This is a genomic window from Kiloniella spongiae (assembly GCF_001026905.1).
GTDB lineage: Bacteria > Pseudomonadota > Alphaproteobacteria > Kiloniellales > Kiloniellaceae > Kiloniella > Kiloniella spongiae.
Map to the genome: position 1 here is coordinate 621,822 of NZ_LAQL01000002.1, position 19,036 is coordinate 640,857.

Annotated in this window: 16 protein-coding genes; 7 read left to right on the forward strand and 9 right to left on the reverse strand. The window is 47.4% G+C overall.

Annotated features, from left to right (window positions below):
- Positions 1-63: 63 nt before the first annotated feature.
- From pheT to rpmI, 5 genes are all read right to left on the reverse strand, one after another.
- Positions 64-2,472: a phenylalanine--tRNA ligase subunit beta gene (pheT, locus tag WH96_RS02935; RefSeq protein ID WP_047762590.1), complete on the reverse strand. Its 2,409-nt coding sequence runs from the start codon at positions 2,470-2,472 to the stop codon at positions 64-66.
- 14 nt (positions 2,473-2,486) lie between these two features.
- The gene (gene pheS / locus WH96_RS02940) at positions 2,487-3,557 is read right to left on the reverse strand and encodes a phenylalanine--tRNA ligase subunit alpha (RefSeq protein WP_047762591.1); all 1,071 of its coding nucleotides are present in this window, start codon (positions 3,555-3,557) and stop codon (positions 2,487-2,489) included.
- Positions 3,558-3,600: 43 nt separating this feature from the next.
- Positions 3,601-3,999 carry a hypothetical protein gene (locus WH96_RS02945; protein ID WP_156176672.1) on the reverse strand — a complete coding sequence of 133 codons (399 nt, stop codon included), beginning with the start codon at positions 3,997-3,999 and terminating at the stop codon, positions 3,601-3,603.
- A gap of 198 nt (positions 4,000-4,197) precedes the next feature.
- Positions 4,198-4,554, reverse strand: coding sequence for a 50S ribosomal protein L20 (gene rplT, locus WH96_RS02950; RefSeq protein ID WP_046504215.1), 357 nt, complete (start codon positions 4,552-4,554; stop codon positions 4,198-4,200).
- Between the two features lie 17 nt (positions 4,555-4,571).
- Positions 4,572-4,772 (reverse strand): 50S ribosomal protein L35, encoded by a 201-nt coding sequence (rpmI, locus tag WH96_RS02955; protein WP_047762593.1) that lies wholly within the window; start codon positions 4,770-4,772, stop codon positions 4,572-4,574.
- A gap of 337 nt (positions 4,773-5,109) precedes the next feature.
- On the opposite strand from rpmI, the gene WH96_RS02960 reads away from it, so the two are divergent.
- Entirely contained in the window at positions 5,110-6,219 is a 1,110-nt protein-coding gene (locus tag WH96_RS02960; RefSeq protein WP_053005604.1) for an efflux RND transporter periplasmic adaptor subunit, read from the forward strand.
- Positions 6,220-6,221: 2 nt separating this feature from the next.
- Positions 6,222-9,365 (forward strand): efflux RND transporter permease subunit, encoded by a 3,144-nt coding sequence (locus tag WH96_RS02965; protein ID WP_047762594.1) that lies wholly within the window; start codon positions 6,222-6,224, stop codon positions 9,363-9,365.
- Between the two features lie 54 nt (positions 9,366-9,419).
- Here the strand turns inward: WH96_RS02965 and WH96_RS02970 are convergent, their stop codons facing one another.
- From WH96_RS02970 to thrS, 3 genes are all read right to left on the reverse strand, one after another.
- A complete protein-coding gene (locus WH96_RS02970) occupies positions 9,420-10,637 on the reverse strand; it encodes an NAD(P)/FAD-dependent oxidoreductase (protein ID WP_047762595.1) in 1,218 nt (405 codons plus the stop codon).
- A 105-nt stretch (positions 10,638-10,742) separates the two neighbouring features.
- Positions 10,743-11,264, reverse strand: coding sequence for a translation initiation factor IF-3 (infC, locus tag WH96_RS02975; RefSeq protein WP_047762596.1), 522 nt, complete (start codon positions 11,262-11,264; stop codon positions 10,743-10,745).
- A 187-nt stretch (positions 11,265-11,451) separates the two neighbouring features.
- Positions 11,452-13,371: a threonine--tRNA ligase gene (gene thrS / locus WH96_RS02980; RefSeq protein ID WP_047762597.1), complete on the reverse strand. Its 1,920-nt coding sequence runs from the start codon at positions 13,369-13,371 to the stop codon at positions 11,452-11,454.
- A gap of 303 nt (positions 13,372-13,674) precedes the next feature.
- Between thrS and WH96_RS02985 the strand changes: the two genes are divergently transcribed.
- Complete coding sequence (locus WH96_RS02985; RefSeq protein ID WP_047762821.1) at positions 13,675-14,715, forward strand: D-cysteine desulfhydrase family protein; 1,041 nt, start codon at positions 13,675-13,677, stop codon at positions 14,713-14,715.
- 23 nt (positions 14,716-14,738) lie between these two features.
- On the opposite strand, the gene WH96_RS02990 is transcribed toward WH96_RS02985, so the two are convergent.
- Positions 14,739-15,971, reverse strand: coding sequence for a glycosyltransferase family 4 protein (locus tag WH96_RS02990; protein ID WP_053005606.1), 1,233 nt, complete (start codon positions 15,969-15,971; stop codon positions 14,739-14,741).
- Positions 15,972-16,003: 32 nt separating this feature from the next.
- Between WH96_RS02990 and WH96_RS02995 the strand changes: the two genes are divergently transcribed.
- The 4 genes from WH96_RS02995 to WH96_RS03010 all read left to right on the forward strand — a co-directional run bounded on the left by WH96_RS02995 (position 16,004) and on the right by WH96_RS03010 (position 19,031).
- Positions 16,004-16,801, forward strand: a complete 798-nt coding sequence (locus tag WH96_RS02995) for an alpha/beta fold hydrolase (RefSeq protein WP_047762598.1) — start codon at positions 16,004-16,006, stop codon at positions 16,799-16,801.
- A 127-nt stretch (positions 16,802-16,928) separates the two neighbouring features.
- On the forward strand, positions 16,929-17,891 hold the full coding sequence (locus WH96_RS03000) for a bifunctional helix-turn-helix transcriptional regulator/GNAT family N-acetyltransferase (RefSeq protein ID WP_047762599.1): 963 nt from the start codon (positions 16,929-16,931) through the stop codon (positions 17,889-17,891).
- Positions 17,892-17,901: 10 nt separating this feature from the next.
- Positions 17,902-18,714, forward strand: coding sequence for an AzlC family ABC transporter permease (locus WH96_RS03005; protein ID WP_082130289.1), 813 nt, complete (start codon positions 17,902-17,904; stop codon positions 18,712-18,714).
- Complete coding sequence (locus tag WH96_RS03010) at positions 18,714-19,031, forward strand: AzlD domain-containing protein (RefSeq protein ID WP_047762600.1); 318 nt, start codon at positions 18,714-18,716, stop codon at positions 19,029-19,031. The genes WH96_RS03005 and WH96_RS03010 overlap by 1 nt, the downstream gene beginning before the upstream one ends.
- The last annotated feature ends 5 nt before the right edge of the window (positions 19,032-19,036 follow it).

Below are 19,036 nucleotides of genomic sequence, written 5' to 3' on the forward strand. Positions count from 1 at the left end.
CAGGTAAAAGAAAAGCCCGACAGAATTCTATCGAGCTTCTCATTTTAACAATTTTACAAAAATTTATCCCCGGAGCGTACCGCCCGTTGCCTTCATGGCCTGTGCAATAACTTTCTGCGAAACCGCTTCGATTTCTTCATCCGTCAAGGTTTTGTCTCGGGGTTGTAAAGTCACTGTAATAGCCAGTGACTTTTTCCCATCTTCAACACCTTTGCCTTTGTAAACGTCGAAAAGAACAACATCTATAATCAGGTTTTTATCCGCCCCTTTAACAGCACGGATAAGTTTCCCTGCCTCAACGCCATCATCGACCACGAAAGCAAAATCCCGGTCAACAGACTGGAACGGCGAAAGGTCCAGCGCCGGCTTGATTTTACCTGATTCGCCTTTTTTGATCTTTGGCTGCGGGATGTTGTCCAAGAAAACTTCAAAAGCAACAACAGGGCCTTTGATATCCATCGCCTCTAGAACACGGGGATGGAGTTCACCAAAGGCAGCCAGTACATTCTTTGGCCCCAGACCAAGAACACCGGAACGGCCAGGGTGGAAATAGGATGGTGCCGATGTGAAGACCTGCAGGTTTTCTACCGGAGCACCCGCTGCGGACAAGGCCGCCATTGCATCACCCTTGGCGTCAAAGAGATCTACAGGGCGGCTTGGGTTTTCCCAATGACGTTCGGCAATGCTACCGGAACGTAAACCAGTCGCCATCTGCTTTTGTCCTTTGGCCGTATCATCCTGATACTGAGGGCCAACCTCGAAAAGCGCATTATCAGCAAATCCACGATCCGTGTTACGCGCTGCAGCTGAAAGTAATGTCGGCAGAATAGAAGGGCGCATCGTATCCAGATCGGTAGAGATCGGATTGGCAACACGCAAACTATCGGGAACGCCACCAAAGAGTTCAGCCTGGGCATAAGAAACAAAAGAGAAAGTCACAGCTTCGTCAAGGCCACGCCAGCAAAGTGCTGTTCGCGTATTGGACACACGACGTTGTGCCAAAGTCAGCACACCCTGTGGCAGGTAGCTTGGCATTTCCATTTGCGTTTCCGGGATATTTTCATACCCATGGATACGCAGAATTTCTTCCACAAGACAGGCTTCAAGCTCAACATCCGGGCGCCAGCTTGGAACAGTAGCCAAAATCAAATCATCTTTTTCGGCGACCTCAAAACCCAGAATAGACAGAATTTCGATCTGATTGTCTTTTTCAACAGCAACGCCGCATAGATCTTTGATACGATTTGGACGCAGCTCAATGACACGTTTTTCTGCTGGAATTGATCCTGCGGATGTAATCTTACTGACTTCACCGCCACACAGATCGAGAACCATCTGTGTTGCAACATCTACCCCCCAGTCGGCTGACTGGCTGTCGACGGTACGTTCAAAACGATATCGTGCATCAGAGAGAATACCGGATTTACGACCCGTGATCGCAATTGATGTCGGATCAAACAACGCTACTTCCAGGAACATATTTGTGGTTTCATCACTACAGCCGGAATTAAGACCGCCCATAACGCCACCAAGACCCTGAACACTGGTATCATCGCTGATCACAACCATGGTCTCAGACAACTTGTATGTTTCTTCATCCAGCGCCAGGAATTCTTCGTCGTTCTTGGCATAACGCATGGTCAGATCACCTTTGACCTTATCAGCATCAAACACATGCAGTGGTCGACCAAGATCAAACGAAACGTAGTTGGTAATATCAACCAAAGCAGAAATCGGGCGTAACCCGATAGCAAGAAGCCTTTCTTGCAACCATTTGGGGCTCGGACCATTTTTCAGGTTTTTAAAATAGCGTCCAGCCACATAGGGAACATCATCGGCAACAGCGGCATCAGCTTTCCATTTGATTGAACTCTCAAAAGAGCCCTCAATTGTTTCAAGCTTCAGAGGCTTAAGCGTTCCCATACCTGCGGCAGCAAGATCGCGCGCAACACCACGCACCCCAAGACAATCGCCCCGGTTCGGCGTAATCGCAATTTCAATAATCGGATCGTCAAGGCCGAGGATTTCAGCAAGTGGCACACCAACTTCGGTATCTTCAGGAAGATCAATGATGCCATCATGTTCATCAGACAATCCCATTTCGCGTTCGGAAACCAACATACCGTTGGAATCTTCGCCGCGTAGATTTCCAGCCTTTAGCGTGAGGTCGATACCGGGAACGTATGACCCAACAGGTGCAAACACACCGATCATTCCCGTCCGGGCGTTTGGCGCGCCGCAAACAACCTGACTGATACCCTCGTCTGACTGCACCTGACATACTCTGAGGCGATCAGCATTAGGATGTTGAACAGCTTCAATAACTTTTGCCGTTTTAAAAGCCTTGAGTTCGTCGGCTTTATTTTCAACACCTTCAACTTCGAGACCAATGAGAGAAAGTTTTTCAACAATGGCTTCCAGAGAAGCGTCTGTGTCGAGGTGATCTTTCAACCAGTTAAGTGTAAATTTCATTTTCCCAAACCTCTCTACAGACCACGGACCATGCTGGGCATTTCCATCGGCAAGAAGCCATAGTGTTTCATCCAGCGCAGATCAGTTTCATAGAAGGTTCTTAAATCAGGAATGCCGTATTTGAGCATGGCAAGACGTTCAATCCCGATACCAAAGGCAAAGCCCTGATACTTGGAAGAATCAATACCGCAATTCTCGAGCACTTTGGGGTGAACCATGCCACTGCCAAGAATTTCCAACCAGTCCTCGCCGGCACCAATTTTCAGCTGCCCGCCAGAACGGGAACACCCGATGTCAACTTCGGCAGAGGGCTCTGTAAACGGGAAATAACTCGGACGGAAGCGTAAGGGCAGATCTTTCACGCCAAAGAAGGCACGACAGAATTCAATGAGAACGCCCTTAAGGTGACCCATGTTGGTTTTCTCATCGATAACCAGTCCTTCAACCTGATGGAACATCGGGGAGTGTGTGGCATCGTGATCGGCACGGAATGTCCGGCCAGGGGCGATAATCCGAATAGGTGGTGTCGTATTCTGCATTGCACGAATTTGCACAGGGGAAGTATGTGTCCGCAAGACGGATCGGGTTCCATCTTCTCTCTCTGGCATATAGAAAGTATCGAGTTCCTGACGTGCAGGGTGTTCCGGCGGAATATTCAACGCAGTGAAATTATGGAAATCATCTTCGATATGATGTCCTTCGGCCACGGAAAAGCCCATTTCACCAAAAATCGCCACCAGTTCTTCCAAAGTCTGACTTATGGGATGCATTTTACCGATTGTCGTAGGTCTTGGCGGCAGAGACACATCAACTTTTTCTTCGGCAAGACGTGCTTCCAGTGCAACTGAATGCAGGCTAGCCTTGCGGATTTCAATTGCTTCGGCAACGGCTTGCTTAATCAGATTAAATGCCTGTCCGGCTTCTTTACGCTCTTCAGGAGCCAAATTACCCAACGTTTTCATGCGCTGTGTAATTTCACCCTTTTTTCCCAGTGCCTGAACACGCACAGCATCCAAAGCATCCAGATCTGTGGCGGCTTCGACTCTTTGCAGTAAATCACTGCGAAGTTCTTCCAGATTATCCATTATACTTCCCGTTCATGAGGGTATCCTCAATCAGTCATCTTGTTTATTCTAATTTCATTGCCAGCATTGCAACAGCCCCCCCCACGACACTCTGAACCTGTCCATCAAGCAGGACTTTGTCCAAAACCACATCGTGAGATGTTCGATCATAGCGGTACAAAAGTGTTAATTCGCGGTCAGCATTATCCAGTTTTTTCCGAATACTTGCACTTACCAGTATCAGTTGATCTGACTGTTTATCATCCCATGGTCCCGCGAGCCAAGTGACTTTACCATGACGCCCCGCCAACTCACCGATTAAATCATCGTTACTCTGTCCGTCTGCAACATAATCACGCACGGCGTCTATATCATCGGAATAATTTGCACTCGTTGCACCACCAGCGTCAAAACAGCCAGACAGCAGGGACAAGCAAAGGGCAATAGAAGTGAAGATCTTCAAAGAGGAGACCACGGGACGTCGTTCCGATTACAAGCAACAGATTATGTAAATTCAATCAGCGGATTCTGCTAAGGCAGGACTGTGATACGAAAGATAGAATACATTTTCTTTAACAAATTAATTTAGGCCCTTAATGACAAACAGGCAGCACCCGAAAACCGGATGCTGCCCTGTCATAAAGCCTAAAACGAGTGCGCGTTAAGCCAGAGCTGCTTTTGCCTTTTCGACAACAGCAGCAAATGCAGCTGGCTCACGAACAGCCAGATCAGCAAGCACTTTACGGTCAAGACCGATTTCGGCTTTCTTCACACCATTCATGAACTGAGAGTACGTGATACCATGCATGCGGGCACCAGCGTTGATACGTTGAATCCACAGACCACGGAATGTACGTTTCTTAACACGACGATCGCGATATGCGTACTGCCAGCCTTTTTCAAGGCGCTGTACAGCAACGCGGAAGACGTTTTTGCCACGGCTGCGGAAGCCTTTAGCAAGTTTAACAATTTTTTTGTGGCGTGCACGCGCTGTCACGCCCCGTTTAACACGAGCCATTTGCTACTACCTTAACCTTAACCGTTAACGAGGAAATTACGTTTGATGACACGAGCATCAGAATCACAAAGTGTTGTCGTACCGCGAGCGTTACGAATCATTGTTTGTGAGCGTTTGCGCATACCGTGACGTTTACCTGCCTGAGCAGCAACGACTTTACCGGTTCCGGTCAGGCGGAAGCGTTTCTTCGCGCCAGATTTCGTCTTAAGTTTGGGCATTTTCTTTCCTTATAAATAAAGTTCTTCTTCAGAGTGACTAGGCATACCCTTTGGCACATGCCACCCGACAATGGCGGGGGTTATAGTATCATTTCCCCCCTTTGGCAAGCTCAAACATAGGGAAAATATGGAGTCCCCAGTCAAAGCTTCCGTTCTTTTTTCTCACATCTTTTTATCATTAATGCTAGGTTATATCTGACCTGAATGCATTTTTATGAATAAAAAGATGAAAACATACCCTAGAGTATTGAACAATAATTAAAAGATCATACTTCTTGCATCACAACTCACATTCCTTGCCGACGCTTATTGCTGGACATCAAAAGAGAACCAAGCCATGAAGTTTCCCTATACAAAAACACCCGCACTGATCTTCGCCTCAACTATCTTATTTGGTACACAGCTAGCCACGGCACAGGATAATTCCGTTCCTCCTCCAAGTGTGATTGTTACCACCGTACAGACACAGGATATTACACCAGAACTAACTTTTGTGGGTCGTGTTGAAGCCGTCAATACGGTTGATTTGCGCGCACGTGTTGAAGGTTTCGTCGAAGAAAGACATTTTAAGGAAGGCGCAAATATCCAGCAAGGCGATTTGCTTTATGTTTTGGAAAAAGCCCCTTATCAAATTGCCGTCGAGCAAGCCAAAGCGGATCTTGCCGGGGCAAACGCGACCCTGAAAAATGCAAGATCGGACCTAAAACGAAAAAAAGATCTTCGCAAAAAGAAAGTTGTCTCCGAAGCGTCCCTGGACACTTCAGAAGCCAGTGAATCCTCTGCTCTAGCAACTGTGATGCAAGCAAAAGCAGCATTACGCAGAGCTGAACTTGATCTAAGCTACACCGAAATCCATAGCCCACTAGATGGTCAAATCAGCCTATCTCGCTATAGTGTTGGAAATTTGGTCAATTCCAGCAGCGAACCACTTGCAACAATCACCAGCCTTGATCCAATTTATGTTACTGTTCCTGTGAGCGATAAACTCATCCTGGAAGCTCGGCGCGAAGGCCTATCAAGCGAAACTCCTGTCATCCCTTCCTTGGTTCTCTCAGATGGAAAACCTTATGAGAGTGAAGGCCGATTTGACTTTATTAACACTCAAGTTAATCAAAGCACCAACTCAATAATTACCCGGGCAATTTTCCCCAATCCCAAACATATATTAGTTCCAGGACAATTCGTTAGTGTTATCGTCCGTGACAAAAAAACCCGAAGTGAGTTGGTTGTTCCTCAAGCGTCAGTTCAAAAAGATCAACAAGGTTACTTTACTCTGGTTGTTAGTCGTAGCAACAAAGTGGAAATCCGTCGCGTTCAAGTGGGGGAGCAAGTCGATACGAAATGGGTTGTAAAAGACGGCCTCCTCAAAGGAGAACGCATTATTGTCCAAGGCATCCAGAAGGTAAAACCAGATATGGTGGTTAACCCGGTTGAAGAAGGAGCCTAATCGTGTTTTCAGCCTTTTTCATCAATCGCCCCAAGTTTGCCTTGGTCATATCAATTGTTATTTCTCTGGCAGGCATCATCGCCCTAAACTCAATTCCCGTCGCGGAATACCCGGACATTACACCACCACAGGTCAAGGTAACCACCAGCTATCCCGGTGCGAATGCAACTGTTGTTGAACAGTCTGTCGCCGCCCCAATTGAAGCAAAAGTCAACGGTGTTGACGACATGCTATATATGTCTTCAACAAGCAGTAACGATGGCGGTTACGAACTAACAGTCACCTTTGCTGTGGGAACAGATCCGGATATTGCTGCAGTTAATGTCCAAAATCGAGTTGCAACAGCCAATTCCTCGCTGCCACAAGAAGTCACACGACAAGGCGTGATTACGCAGAAACAGTCAACGTCAATGCTTCTTGTAATCAATATGGTCTCACCTGATAACTCGCAAGATTCACTGTTCCTGAGTAACTACGCTTCAATCTATATTCAGGATTCACTCGCACGCATTAATGGCGTCGGTAGCGTCTCTCAGTTCGGAGCCCTGGATTACGGAATGCGAGTCTGGCTCAATCCGGATCGTATGACAGCCGTCGAACTCACAACCAAAGATGTGACCGAGGCGATTGAAAATCAAAACATTCAAGCCACGGCTGGACAGTTAGGCGCACCGCCATTTGAAGGAACACCACAATTTCAGTACACCCTTCAGGCCAAAGGGCGCCTAACCACCGTTGAAGAATTCGAAAATATCGTTATTCGAGCTAATCAGGACGGCTCCTTTGTCCGATTAAAAGACATCGCACGCATAGAGCTTGGATCTCAAAGCTATTCATCAGCTTCAAAACTTAACAACGCTCCTTCTGCAGCAATCGCGGTCTATCAATCACCCGGAGCAAATGCGCTAGATGTCGCGGATGCCATCTATGCAGAGCTGGATCGCCTGTCAGAGAACTTCCCACAAGGCGTGGAGTATAAAATACTCTACGATACGACTAACGCCGTTCGGGCCTCGGTCAAAGAAGTCATCGAAACGTTGCTGATTACCTTTGCTCTTGTTGTCAGCGTTACTTTCCTCTTTTTGAGTGACTGGCGCTCAACTCTGATCCCAAGTCTTGCGATCCCTGTTTCCCTTATTGGTACTTTTGCCGTTCTTTATGCCGTTGGCTTCAGTGCCAATATGATCACACTTTTTGCCATTATCCTCGCCATTGGCATTGTCGTCGATGACAGTATTGTCGTTGTCGAAAATGTACAGAGGATCATGAAAGAAACCGGAAAGTCAGCCCCAGATTCGACTTTACTGGCAATGAAAGAAGTTACTGGCCCTGTCGTCGCCACAACACTGGTTTTGCTGGCGGTCTTTGTGCCCGTATCCTTCATGCCCGGCATTACTGGGGAATTATACAAGCAATTCTCACTCACGATCTGTGTTGCAGTTTCTCTGTCATCTATAAACGCCTTAACCCTATCACCCGCACTTTGCGCACTTCTTTTAAAGCCTGACAGCGGAGAACCTCGAGGTCCTTTGAAACTGTTCGCAAATCTCGTCGATCGTACACGTAATGGCTACAGCAGAGTTGTTGCTCTTATGATTAGACGACTTGCAATTTCCCTGGCCGTACTTGGTATTTTTGCGGGTGTGACCGTCTATATGTTCCAGATTGTTCCTACAGGCTTTATTCCCATGGAAGATAAGGGCGTGTTCTTCGTGAACGTTCAGCTTCCGGATGGGGCATCACTGGAGCGAACAAATAAAGTTACCGCTGATGTCACAGATATGCTGCTCGAAGAAGAAGGCGTCACCGATGTTATCTCTGTTTCCGGCTTCAGTATAATATCAGGCGCTGCTTCAAACTCATCCCTTCTGATACCGATATTAAGTGACTGGTCAGAACGAAGCTCTTTCGAATTAAAATGGTTCAATATTCTAGGCCGCATTAATGGTCGCTTAGCAGGTCTTGCATCAGCAGAATCCTTTGCTTTCCCTCTGCCTCCTATTATGGGGCTCGGCACAAGCGGTGGCGTTGAAGCCCAGGTTCAGGATTATCTAGGACGAACGCCACAAGAACTTGCTTCGGCTGTGCGCAGCTTGGCCTTTGCAGCTAACCAGCAACCAGAGTTAACATCTGTATTCAGTACCTATTCTGCCAATATCCCCCAGCTATTCCTAGAAGTTGATCGGGAAAAAGCGCTCGTTCTCGGCGTAAAGATCTCGGATATTTTCTCAACCTTGCAGGCAAATCTTGGTTCATCCTATATCAATGACTTTAACCTCTACGGAAAGGTGTACAGAGTTCAGATCCAGGCAGAGGCACAGTTCCGAGACGGACTGGAAGATATCGATAATCTGCATGTTCGTAACGATAGCGGTGATATGATCCCTCTAAGAACACTGATCGAGATTGAGCCCATCTTAGGCCCCTTGTCCGTCGCTCGTTACAATCAGTTCAAATCGGCATCCATAACCGGATCACCTGCGACAGGCTACAGTAGTGGTGATGCCATTGCTGCACTGGAACGCGCCGCGGCTGATGCACTTCCCGATGGATATGGTATTGAATGGACGGGAACCTCTAAACAGGAACAGGAAGCTGGTGGTTATATTGTTATCATATTCTCACTGGCCCTGATCTTTGCGTACCTCTTTCTTGTTGCCCAATATGAAAGCTGGAGCATCCCTCTATCGGTTATAGTCTCAGTTATTCTCGCTGCTTTTGGTGCTTTAGTACCCATGGCACTCTTACCTTTTCTCGATAACAATCTCTATGCTCAAATCGGCATGGTGATGCTTATTGGGCTTGCCAGTAAAAGCGCCATTCTCATTGTCGAGTTTGCCAAGGTCAGACGTGAAGAAGGCCTTTCTATAACAGAAGCCGCCCTTGATGCTGCAAGCCTTCGCTTCAGAGCTGTTATGATGACAGCCCTTTCATTCATCCTTGGGGTTTTACCCCTGATCTTTGCATCCGGGGCCGGGGCCGCCAGTCGTGTCGCGGTGGGTTTCGTTGTCTTTGGCGGCATGGTCGCCGCGACATCAATTGGACTTCTTTTCATTCCGCCACTTTATGTTGCTTTCCAGTCCATGCGTGAAGCAACCAATAAAAAGTTATGGAAAACGAAAGAAAGCGAGCAAGAGTCAACCTAGATAAAGCAAAAAGAACGAGAGCCGGAGGTCATATTACCGCCGGCTCTCATTATTCTATTTCGCTTTTCTAGCGCGTGCCTTTGCACAAAGAAGCTGGAATTCTTCCGAGCTGGGATCAACCTGCCCAAACCGATTAAGAGCAAAAGCACTCAAATCATAAGATGATTTGCTCTTTATGATCAATTCTGCCAAAGCATCTCCAATACCGCCGGAGGCCATCACACCTGAACCACAACAGCCCGCTGCAACAAACACACCGTCAACACTTTCTACTTCGCCTAACAGAAAATGTCCGTCTGGAGTATACGCGGAAAGCCCTGCCATGTAGCTTTCAAAGCGTGCCCCATCGAGTTTTGGAAAGAAACCTGAGATCCGTTGCTCAGCATCTATCAAGGCATCCCATTCGCCCCCTTCTTCCGTTACTGCGAAAGAAGCGATGTCATCCGGTAATTTTCTATAATCAAACGTACGGGAATATTGTTCCTGAATCCCCAGAAGTAAGCCACCAACTTCGGGTCTGCTATAGGCACCGGCGTCAGCATGAACCATCATCGGTTGATCATCACCGAAATAGATTTCAGGTGCTGCGATCCAGAAATGACTGCGAGTCGGGATCATAGGTAAAGCTACGCCCAATGGCAGTGTTAAATGGTTGGACCAAGAGCCAGCTGCTACAACCACATTCTCACAAGAAACAACCCCCTGATCCGTCTCGACACCAACCACAGCGCCATTTATTACTTTAATACCAGATACACTTACGCCAGTCTGGATTTGTGCACCAAATGATCTGGCAGATTTCGCATAGGCATGTGTCAAACGGTAAGGATCTATATACCCCTCGTGACTGAAATGAACGATAAGGGCTTCATTTTTAACTTTGAGCCACGGCAAGTGCTTAGACCGCCATTCGCTATCGACCTGTTTAGCTGTTACGCTTTCGTTTTCAGCACGGTCATACAGCTTTTTCAAGCTGGCTTTACTGTCATCGCTCTCGGCAATTCTCAACGTTCCAACAGCTTTGAAATCAAGGGCTTCACCCGTGATATTTTCGAGTTCAGGAAGTACCGTAAAAGTACGACGGCTCAGTAGATCAACAGCAGGTTTTGAAGATATCTGAAACATCAATCCGGCAGCTTGTGACGACGAAGCTGTCGCCAAATTCTGACGTTCCACAAGCAAAACATCTTCGACACCTTGTCTTGCCAGATGGTAAGCAACCGAACAGCCGAGAACACCACCGCCAATAATAACCGTAGATGCTTTCTCCATAGCGATACCTTCCATAGGTAAAAACAATAACAAACAGGCAACAAAAAAGCCGCCCTGTTCAAGAGCGGCTTTTCAAAAAGGCTATTAACCTTAGTACTGTCGGGCTTATTTTGGCGCCAAGATCATGATCATCTGGCGGCCTTCCATTTTAGGTCTTAGTTCCATCTTGGCAACCTCGACTAAATCGGTCTCGATACGCCTGAGAACTTCCAGGCCAACTTCTTGGTGCGTGATTTCACGTCCGCGAAAGCGCATAGTCACTTTGACCTTGTCACCTGCAGAGATGAACTTGTGCGCGGCCCGCATCTTCACGTCATAATCATGCGTGTCAATGTTGGGACGAACCTTAAGTTCTTTAAGCTCGATAATCTTTTGCTTTTTACGAGCTTCGTTTTTCTTTTTCTGCGTTTCAAAACGAAATCTGCCGTAGTCCATGATCTTACAAACTGGAGGCTCCGCATTCGGAGAAATCTCAACAAGGTCAAGACCTTCATCAAATGCACGTTTCATTGCATCACGTGTAGGTACTACGCCAACCTGTTCGCCGTCTGCGTCAACAAGACGTACAGTGTTGATAGTAATTCGTTCGTTTACCCGCGGACCGTCGATGCGCGGGGGTGTCGTCATTGGTGCGCGTGCTATTGTCGTGCTCCCGTTTTTTCCGTTATCCCAAAATTACAGATCTTATGATCTGTAATAGGCTGTTACTCTAAAATACCAACCGTTTATATCGCGTTTACGCCTATAAAAACAATGGGCGCATAATGCCAATATCTTATGCCAGTCGGCAACCACAAAGTTATTTTTTAATCGCTTACTTCTCAGCAGGCGACTTTGATTCTTCAGCCAAAGAGCTAAGCGCTTCTTCTAAAGACATAATTTCTTGGTTCTTACCCCCGAGACGACGCAGAGCAACTTTCCCTTCCTCTGCCTCTCGACGGCCGACCACAGCAATCACAGGTGTCTTACTCAGGCTGTGTTCACGAACTTTATAGTTAATTTTCTCATTACGCAAATCAGCTTTCACCCGGAGTCCCGCAGCTTTCAGTTTGTCACGAACTTCTTCGGCATACTCATTGGCATCAGATGTAATCGACGCCACAACCACCTGTTGTGGAGACATCCACAATGGGAACTTACCCGCGTGCTGCTCAATAAGAATAGCAAGGAACCGCTCAAAAGACCCCAAGATCGCCCGGTGCAACATAACAGGACGATGGCGTTTATCATCTTCCCCAATATAAGAAGCATCCAGACGTTCTGGTAGAACCACATCCACCTGAAGGGTTCCACACTGCCAGTCACGCCCAATCGCATCCTTGAGCACGAACTCAAGCTTAGGACCGTAGAACGCGCCTTCACCGGGATTCATTGTGTACTCAAGGCCAGCTTCTTCAACTGCCTCTCGTAACGCACCCTCGGCTTTATCCCAGGATGCATCCGTTCCCGCACGTCTTTCCGGACGATCAGAAAACTTCACAACGATCTCGTCAAAGCCGAGGTCTTTATAAACAGTTTTCAGTAGATCACAGAAGACAACAGTTTCACTGTTGATCTGATCTTCAGTACAAAAAATATGGGCATCGTCTTGCGTAAAGGCACGCACCCGCATCAAACCATGTAATGCACCAGAAGGCTCGTTACGGTGACAGGCACCAAACTCTGCCATACGCAACGGCAAGTCACGATAACTGGTCTGGCCCTGCTTAAAAATCTGTACATGTCCCGGACAATTCATCGGCTTAACCGCAAGTGTACGGTCATCTTCAGATGTCGCTACGAACATATCTTCGCGAAATTTTTCCCAGTGACCAGAAGCTTCCCAAAGGGCGCGATCGATTAGCTGTGGTGTTTTCACTTCCTGGTAACCGCCGTCTTCAAGGCGTTTACGCATATACTCTTCAAGCGAACGATACAGCGCCCAGCCTTTTGGGTGCCAGAAAACGGAACCCGTTGCTTCTTCCTGCATGTGAAACAGGCCCAGCTCTTTTCCAAGACGGCGGTGATCACGTTTTTCAGCTTCTTCAAGCATCTGAAGATATTTTTTCAGCTGCTTTTCATCAGACCAGCAAGTACCGTAAATACGCTGCAGTTGATCATTATCCTTATCTCCACGCCAATAAGCGCCAGAGACTTTCATCAACTTAAAGCCTTTACCAATCTTTCCGGTAGATGGCGCGTGCGGTCCACGACAAAGATCAAGCCAATCACCCTGACGGTAGATCGTCAGATCTTCATTACCCGGAATGTTATCAACGTGTTCGGCTTTATATTTTTCGCCTTTGGATGCAAAATGCTCTTTCGCTTTTTCGCGATCCCAGACTTCGCGAACAAAGGTTTCATCACGCGCAATGATTTCATGCATTTTCGCTTCGATCTTCTCCAGATCATTTGTCGAAAATGGTTCATCACGAGCAAAATCGTAATAGAAACCAACATCAGTTGATGGCCCAAAGGTTACCTGAGTCCCCGGGAAAAGCGCTTGAACAGCTTCCGCCATCACATGCGCACAATCATGGCGCAGCAAATCAAGCGCCAGCGGGTGCTTTCGGGTCACAATTTCTAAGGTCGCATCCGTCGTGATTGGATAGGTCGTGTCTCTTAACTCGCCATCTACCACCACAGCTAAAGCATCTTTGGCCAAACGTGAACCAATAGATTCTGCTACCTCATGCCCTGTTACAGGACCATCAAATTTGCGCTGACTTTCATCAGGCAATGTAATTGTGACCATCGGAAATCGTTCTCAGTTACTGTTCTATCATCTAGGAAAATTAACTCTTATAGAGTTCCAGCAATGTAAAAGGATTCCATCGCCTGTCAAGCACACCACCAAGGATTCCGCGCTTTTAATCAAAAGAATCCCTCTATTTGTTTTTTCAATCAACGATTATGAGCCATTCGGAAGAATTCATGACTAACCAGAGCAACAAGCGAACCTTTCCAGCAATCATAATTAATGTTCAAATAGTGAAGATACTCCCGAATCTATTCATTGCACATCCAGCTAATATCACTTGGTATAAAGATCATGCATATGAGCAAGCAACCTGAAGACCTTATTCCCGAGCTTAAGAAATATCGACGCGTCGTACTTGGTCACGGACCAACACCAATTGATCCACTGACAAGACTTGGAAAAGATCTAGGCATTGAACTCTGGACAAAAAGAGACGATTGCAATGGCTTGGCCTTTGGCGGCAACAAGGTACGCCAGTTGGAATACTATCTTGGTCCCGGCGTTGATGCCAACGCTGATACCGTCCTGATTACAGGCGCTTTACAATCAAACTTCGTCCGTCTAACAGCAGCGGCAGCGGCTAAACTCGGCTGGCAAGCTCACGTTCAACTTGAAGAGCGCGTGCCAAGCGATGACCAACTTTACCGAAAATCAGGCAATATCTTTTTAAACAACTTACTGGGCGCGGAAATCAGCTATTTCCCTGAAGGAGAAGACGAAGCAGGCGCAGACAAGGCACTGGATGACAACGCCGAACAGCTAAAGCGCCAAGGCAAACGCCCTTATGTCATCCACCTCGGATTAGGCTCACTGCCCTATGGTGGCCTCGGCTACATCAGGGCAGCTGCAGAAACTTACGCCCAAATCATCGAGACAGGTAATGAGCCAGACTATGTTGTCATTCCATCCGGTAGCGGCCTGACACATGCAGGCTTTCTAGTTGGGGCGCGGGCCATCGGTTGGAATGTTCCCATTATTGGTATTTGCGTAAGGCGAGACCATAAAAGCCAGGCAGATCGTATCAGGCAACGATCAAACGAGTTGGCGCAAATGATATCTCGCCCCGGGCTGATAACCGATCAAGACATCATTGTATCAGATAAAGCACTGGCGCCGGGCTATGGAAAAATGAACACGCAGGTCAAAGAAGCCATTGAAAAAACGGCACAGCAGGAAGCGATTATTCTGGACCCTGTCTATACCGCAAGAACCATGGCTGGCTTAATTGATCAGGTTCGCACTGATGCAATCCCTCAAGATGCAAAGGTTCTCTTTATCCACACTGGTGGTAATCCAGCAATATTCGCCTACCAAAATGCGATAGAGAGCTTTTCCTAAGGTAATCGAAAACTAAAATTAATTTAGCTTTGCGCAATGATTTCTTTTTCAGAAATAAGTTCGTGATATATGCCAACAGTCTTGGCACACATCAGTTTTTTCGTAAAAAACTGCTGTACCCGTTCCTGCCCCTTGCGTGAGAGGATTTCTCTTTCACGCGCATTCAGACTAAGAGCCCGCCGGATAGCGCGCGCGCAACTTTCTGCATCACCGTTTTCAAACAGAAATCCTGTTTCATTCGGGACCAATTGCTCTTTTGCGCCACCATGATCACTTGCCACAACAGGACGACCCATGGCTTGTCCTTCGGAAACAACCCGGCCAAACCCTTCTGGATCAGTAGATGCAGAAACGACAACATCAGACAACATATAGGCTGAAGGCATGTCGTTACAGTCGTCCATGATGAAAGCGCGGCTCAAAAGATCATTATCCATAATCATCTTTTCCAGCTCATCCCGATAAGCTGTTCGCCCCTGATCAGATCCAACCAGCGCACAACACAGATCAATATCGCGAAGATGCGTAAGCGCTTCGAGAAGAACCTTCTGGCCTTTCCAGCGGGTCAAACGACCGGGCAGCATAATCAGCGGCACGCCATCAGGGAGACGCCATTGTGTCGATAATTGAATGACACGCTCAGCACTAACAGCATGCGGAGAGAAACTATCTGTATCCATACCTCTGTGTACAATGCGGATTTTACTTTCATCAACCTGATAGTTTTTACGGATATAGTCCGCAACAAATTCAGATATGGAGATAACAACATCACCTTTGGTCATAATCGAATTGTAATACCGCTTAAGACCATTATTGATATTGTAAGGCGCGTGAACAGTTGTCACAAAAGGCACCCCGGTTTTACGGGCCGCCCTATGTGCTGGGCGCGCAGGTGCGCGGGATCTGGCATGCACCAGATCAACGCCCCGATCTTTGATCAGGCGAGCAAGACGTCCTGTATTCCGCCACATAGTCCAGGGGTTCTTTGAGTGCACCGGCAGCTCAACATGCTCTGCCCCCGCAATTTTCAGACGCGCTACCAACTGTCCGCCCTTGGAAGCAACGATTGCTTTACCGCCAGCTTCAATAATGGCTTTTGCCATATCCAGCGTACCGCGCTCCACACCGCCAGAATCCATAGCGGGAACGACCTGAAGCACCGTCATGGGTGTACCATCAGATTTCACAAGAGAAGGAAGCTCTGGGGTAGCGGCTTCAGATATCAAAGTGTTAAGGTGAGAACCATCCGTCATATGTCGGTACTACAAGGAGTCCTATTTAATTCATGTCCAATAAAGATACAGCGCCCAATAGTGATACAGAGTTCACTCCACAAGTTCCAGAGTTTCTCGAACGCCCTAATGGGCAGCATATAGCCTATATAAAGACAGAAGGCGATAATGATTTACCGGGAATCGTCTTTCTTGGCGGTTATATGTCCGACATGACGGGTTCGAAAGCTACTGCGCTGGAAGAATTTGCGAAATCCAGTAAACAAAATTTTGTCCGTTTTGACTATATGGGGCATGGACAATCTTCTGGCAAGTTCACAGATGGAACAATCGGACAGTGGACCGAAGATGCTATCGCCGTTATTGATGAATTGACAAGCGGTCCTCAGATTTTGGTCGGATCATCCATGGGGGGCTGGATAATGCTAAACGCAGCCCTGAAAAGGCCAGAGAGAGCCAAAGGTCTTGTTGGTCTTGCAGCCGCCCCCGACTTCACACAGGATCTAATGTGGGACACCTTCTCGCAAGACATCAAAGATACGTTATTAAGCGAAGGCGTTTATTACGAACCCAGTGAATATGGTGATGAACCCTACGCCATTACCCTGAAGCTCATCGAAGAAGGCAGACAACATCTCTTGCTGGATAAGAAACAGCCAATCACCTGTCCCGTGCGTTTGATTCAGGGCATGAAAGACGTCGATGTTCCGTGGAATATTGTGCCCAGGATTGTCGAGTCGCTCGAAACTGACGACATGGAAGTCGTCTTGGTCAAAAGCGGTGATCATCGTCTTTCTGAACCACAAGATCTACAGCGACTTAAAAAAATCATTAAAGAGGTCAGTTGGTAAGCCACAGACTTAGCCTCTTTTACACTTCATCCAAAGCAGTCGATTTGATCTCGGCTGCTTTTTCTTCTTTTCCGAAACAGATCTATTTGATAAAATATTACGTAACCAGTTACGTAATAGGTTTAGTATGAATTTCCTCGCCTCCCTCGGCAGCCTCACACTTGGTAGTCGCCTCAAACGTCTGAGCGACACGCTTTTTAATGAGGTCAACATCATTTACGAGAAAACCGGTCTGACTATTCAGGCGGGTTATTTTCCAATCTTTTATCTGCTTTACAAAGAAGGTGCAGTTTCTGTGTCTGATTGTGCATCAGCTACGGGTGTTAGCCATCCGGCAGTCAGTAAAATGGCAAGAAAGATGATTGAAGAGGGGTGGATTGAAAAAAAGCCATCACCGAAAGATGAACGCACACAACTGCTGACCCTGTCAGATCAGGCAAAACACGCCCTGCCCAAGCTTATTCCCATTTGGGACGAGATCAAACGCTCACTGGACAGCATGTTAGCAGATACTGAGCCAGATAATTTGCTTAATCAGCTTCTCAATCTCGAACAACTGAATGAGAAAAAGCCACTCAGCCAAAGAGTTTTGAACAATTTGGCTGACCCCTATCTGTCCGGGGACATAAAAATCATCAATTGGGATCCACAGTACGCGACATCATTCAAAGAACTGAACAAAGAATGGCTGGATTACTATTTCCTCAACCTTCAGGAAGAATGGGATAAAGAGTCTTTGGACAATCCTGGGGGCTATTATCTTTCACGTGGTGGGACAATCTTTTTTGGCCTTTGTGGCGGAGCCCCTGTCGGCACCTGTGCCCTCGCCCGTGTCACTGATGATCTCTATGAAATTTCCAAAGTAGGTGTCACCCCTGCGGCCCAATCCAGAGGCATTGGACGTCGCCTTGTTGTTGCCGCCTTGAATGAAGCGCGCCGCCTTGGTGCAACACAAGTGTTTCTGGAAAGTAATCGCAAACTGGTTAACGCTCAGAAGCTCTATAGAAAGCTGGGTTTCTGCGAAGTGCCTCACCCCAATGGCAAATCAAAATACAGACGCTCTGACATCTATATGACTGTAACACTATGAGTATGAACAATTGAGTAACGTACCCAATCCTGACAACTGTGCGACAATATCAATGATCACACAGCCGATAGATACCAACAACATGGCAACAGGCGAAGATCAAAAATTACCTCGGAAAGAGATTCTGAGAGAAATCTTCGCAGGATCTCGGGCGACCATTCCTATGGTTGTTGGTGCAATTCCCTTCGGCATTATTTTTGGCACTCTCGCGGAACAAAGCGGGCTTTCTCCCCTTGGGGCAATTGCCATGTCGATTTTTGTCTTTGCCGGTTCTTCGCAGTTTATCGCCCTGGGGTTGCTTGCTGTGGGCACTGGTCCACTGATTATTATCGCAACCACTTTCATCGTGAACCTGCGTCATCTGCTTTATTCAGCAGCACTGGTAGATGATGTCAAACACTTGTCCGGCCCTTGGCGCGCGCTGATCGCTTTTGGCTTAACGGACGAAAGTTTTGCCACCATTGCCGACAAAATTCGCAAGTCAGATGACATCTGGCGACAAAAGTACGTCCAGTGGTTCTACCTTGGATCCTTCTCTACAATGTATGGCAACTGGATCCTCTGTACTGTCATCGGCATTACCCTCGGTGAACTCTTTCCGGATATCGGTAACTGGGGGCTCGACTTTGCCATGTCAGCAACCTTTATCGGCATGGTTCGCCCCTACCTGACAACTCGCCCCATGCTGGCCTGCGTTTTGGTAGCAGGCGCAATGTCGTTGGGAACAGCAAACATGCCACACAAACTCGGCCTGATGGTTTCGGCTCTCAGCGCACTGGCTGTTGGTTTATCATATCACCTTATAAGCCGGAGAAAAAAATAATGGCCGAAGCACTTATGATCGCAGGCATGACCGCTGTCACTTTTAGCATTCGTTATGTCCTTCTTGCTTCTGCTGGCCATTTCACCTTTCCAGCTTGGGCAAAAACCGCACTAGATTTTGTCCCTCCTGCCGTTTTGACAGCCATCATTGTTCCAGCTGTTCTTATGCCAAATGGTGACGACATTGAATTCAGTCTGCAAAATGCGTCCCTGCTCGCAGCCTGCGTGGCGGTGATCGTCGGCTTGATCCGCAAAGATCTGCTGACGACCATTGTCATTGGCATGATCGCTTTTGGCCTTTTCAAATGGCTTTTGTAACAAGC

What these genes read in the sequence shown, in the direction of transcription:
- WH96_RS02990 (WP_053005606.1), bottom strand. Translation starts at nt 15,971, where the DNA reads ATGACGGATGGTTCTCACCTTAACACTTTGATATCTGAAGCCGCTACC.
- rplT (WP_046504215.1), bottom strand. Translation starts at nt 4,554, where the DNA reads ATGGCTCGTGTTAAACGGGGCGTGACAGCGCGTGCACGCCACAAAAAA.
- WH96_RS03010 (WP_047762600.1), top strand. Translation starts at nt 18,714, where the DNA reads ATGGCCGAAGCACTTATGATCGCAGGCATGACCGCTGTCACTTTTAGC.
- WH96_RS02995 (WP_047762598.1), top strand. Translation starts at nt 16,004, where the DNA reads ATGTCCAATAAAGATACAGCGCCCAATAGTGATACAGAGTTCACTCCA.
- WH96_RS02960 (WP_053005604.1), top strand. Translation starts at nt 5,110, where the DNA reads ATGAAGTTTCCCTATACAAAAACACCCGCACTGATCTTCGCCTCAACT.
- WH96_RS02985 (WP_047762821.1), top strand. Translation starts at nt 13,675, where the DNA reads ATGAGCAAGCAACCTGAAGACCTTATTCCCGAGCTTAAGAAATATCGA.
- thrS (WP_047762597.1), bottom strand. Translation starts at nt 13,371, where the DNA reads ATGGTCACAATTACATTGCCTGATGAAAGTCAGCGCAAATTTGATGGT.
- rpmI (WP_047762593.1), bottom strand. Translation starts at nt 4,772, where the DNA reads ATGCCCAAACTTAAGACGAAATCTGGCGCGAAGAAACGCTTCCGCCTG.
- WH96_RS02970 (WP_047762595.1), bottom strand. Translation starts at nt 10,637, where the DNA reads ATGGAGAAAGCATCTACGGTTATTATTGGCGGTGGTGTTCTCGGCTGT.
- pheT (WP_047762590.1), bottom strand. Translation starts at nt 2,472, where the DNA reads ATGAAATTTACACTTAACTGGTTGAAAGATCACCTCGACACAGACGCT.
- WH96_RS03000 (WP_047762599.1), top strand. Translation starts at nt 16,929, where the DNA reads ATGAATTTCCTCGCCTCCCTCGGCAGCCTCACACTTGGTAGTCGCCTC.
- pheS (WP_047762591.1), bottom strand. Translation starts at nt 3,557, where the DNA reads ATGGATAATCTGGAAGAACTTCGCAGTGATTTACTGCAAAGAGTCGAA.
- infC (WP_047762596.1), bottom strand. Translation starts at nt 11,264, where the DNA reads ATGACGACACCCCCGCGCATCGACGGTCCGCGGGTAAACGAACGAATT.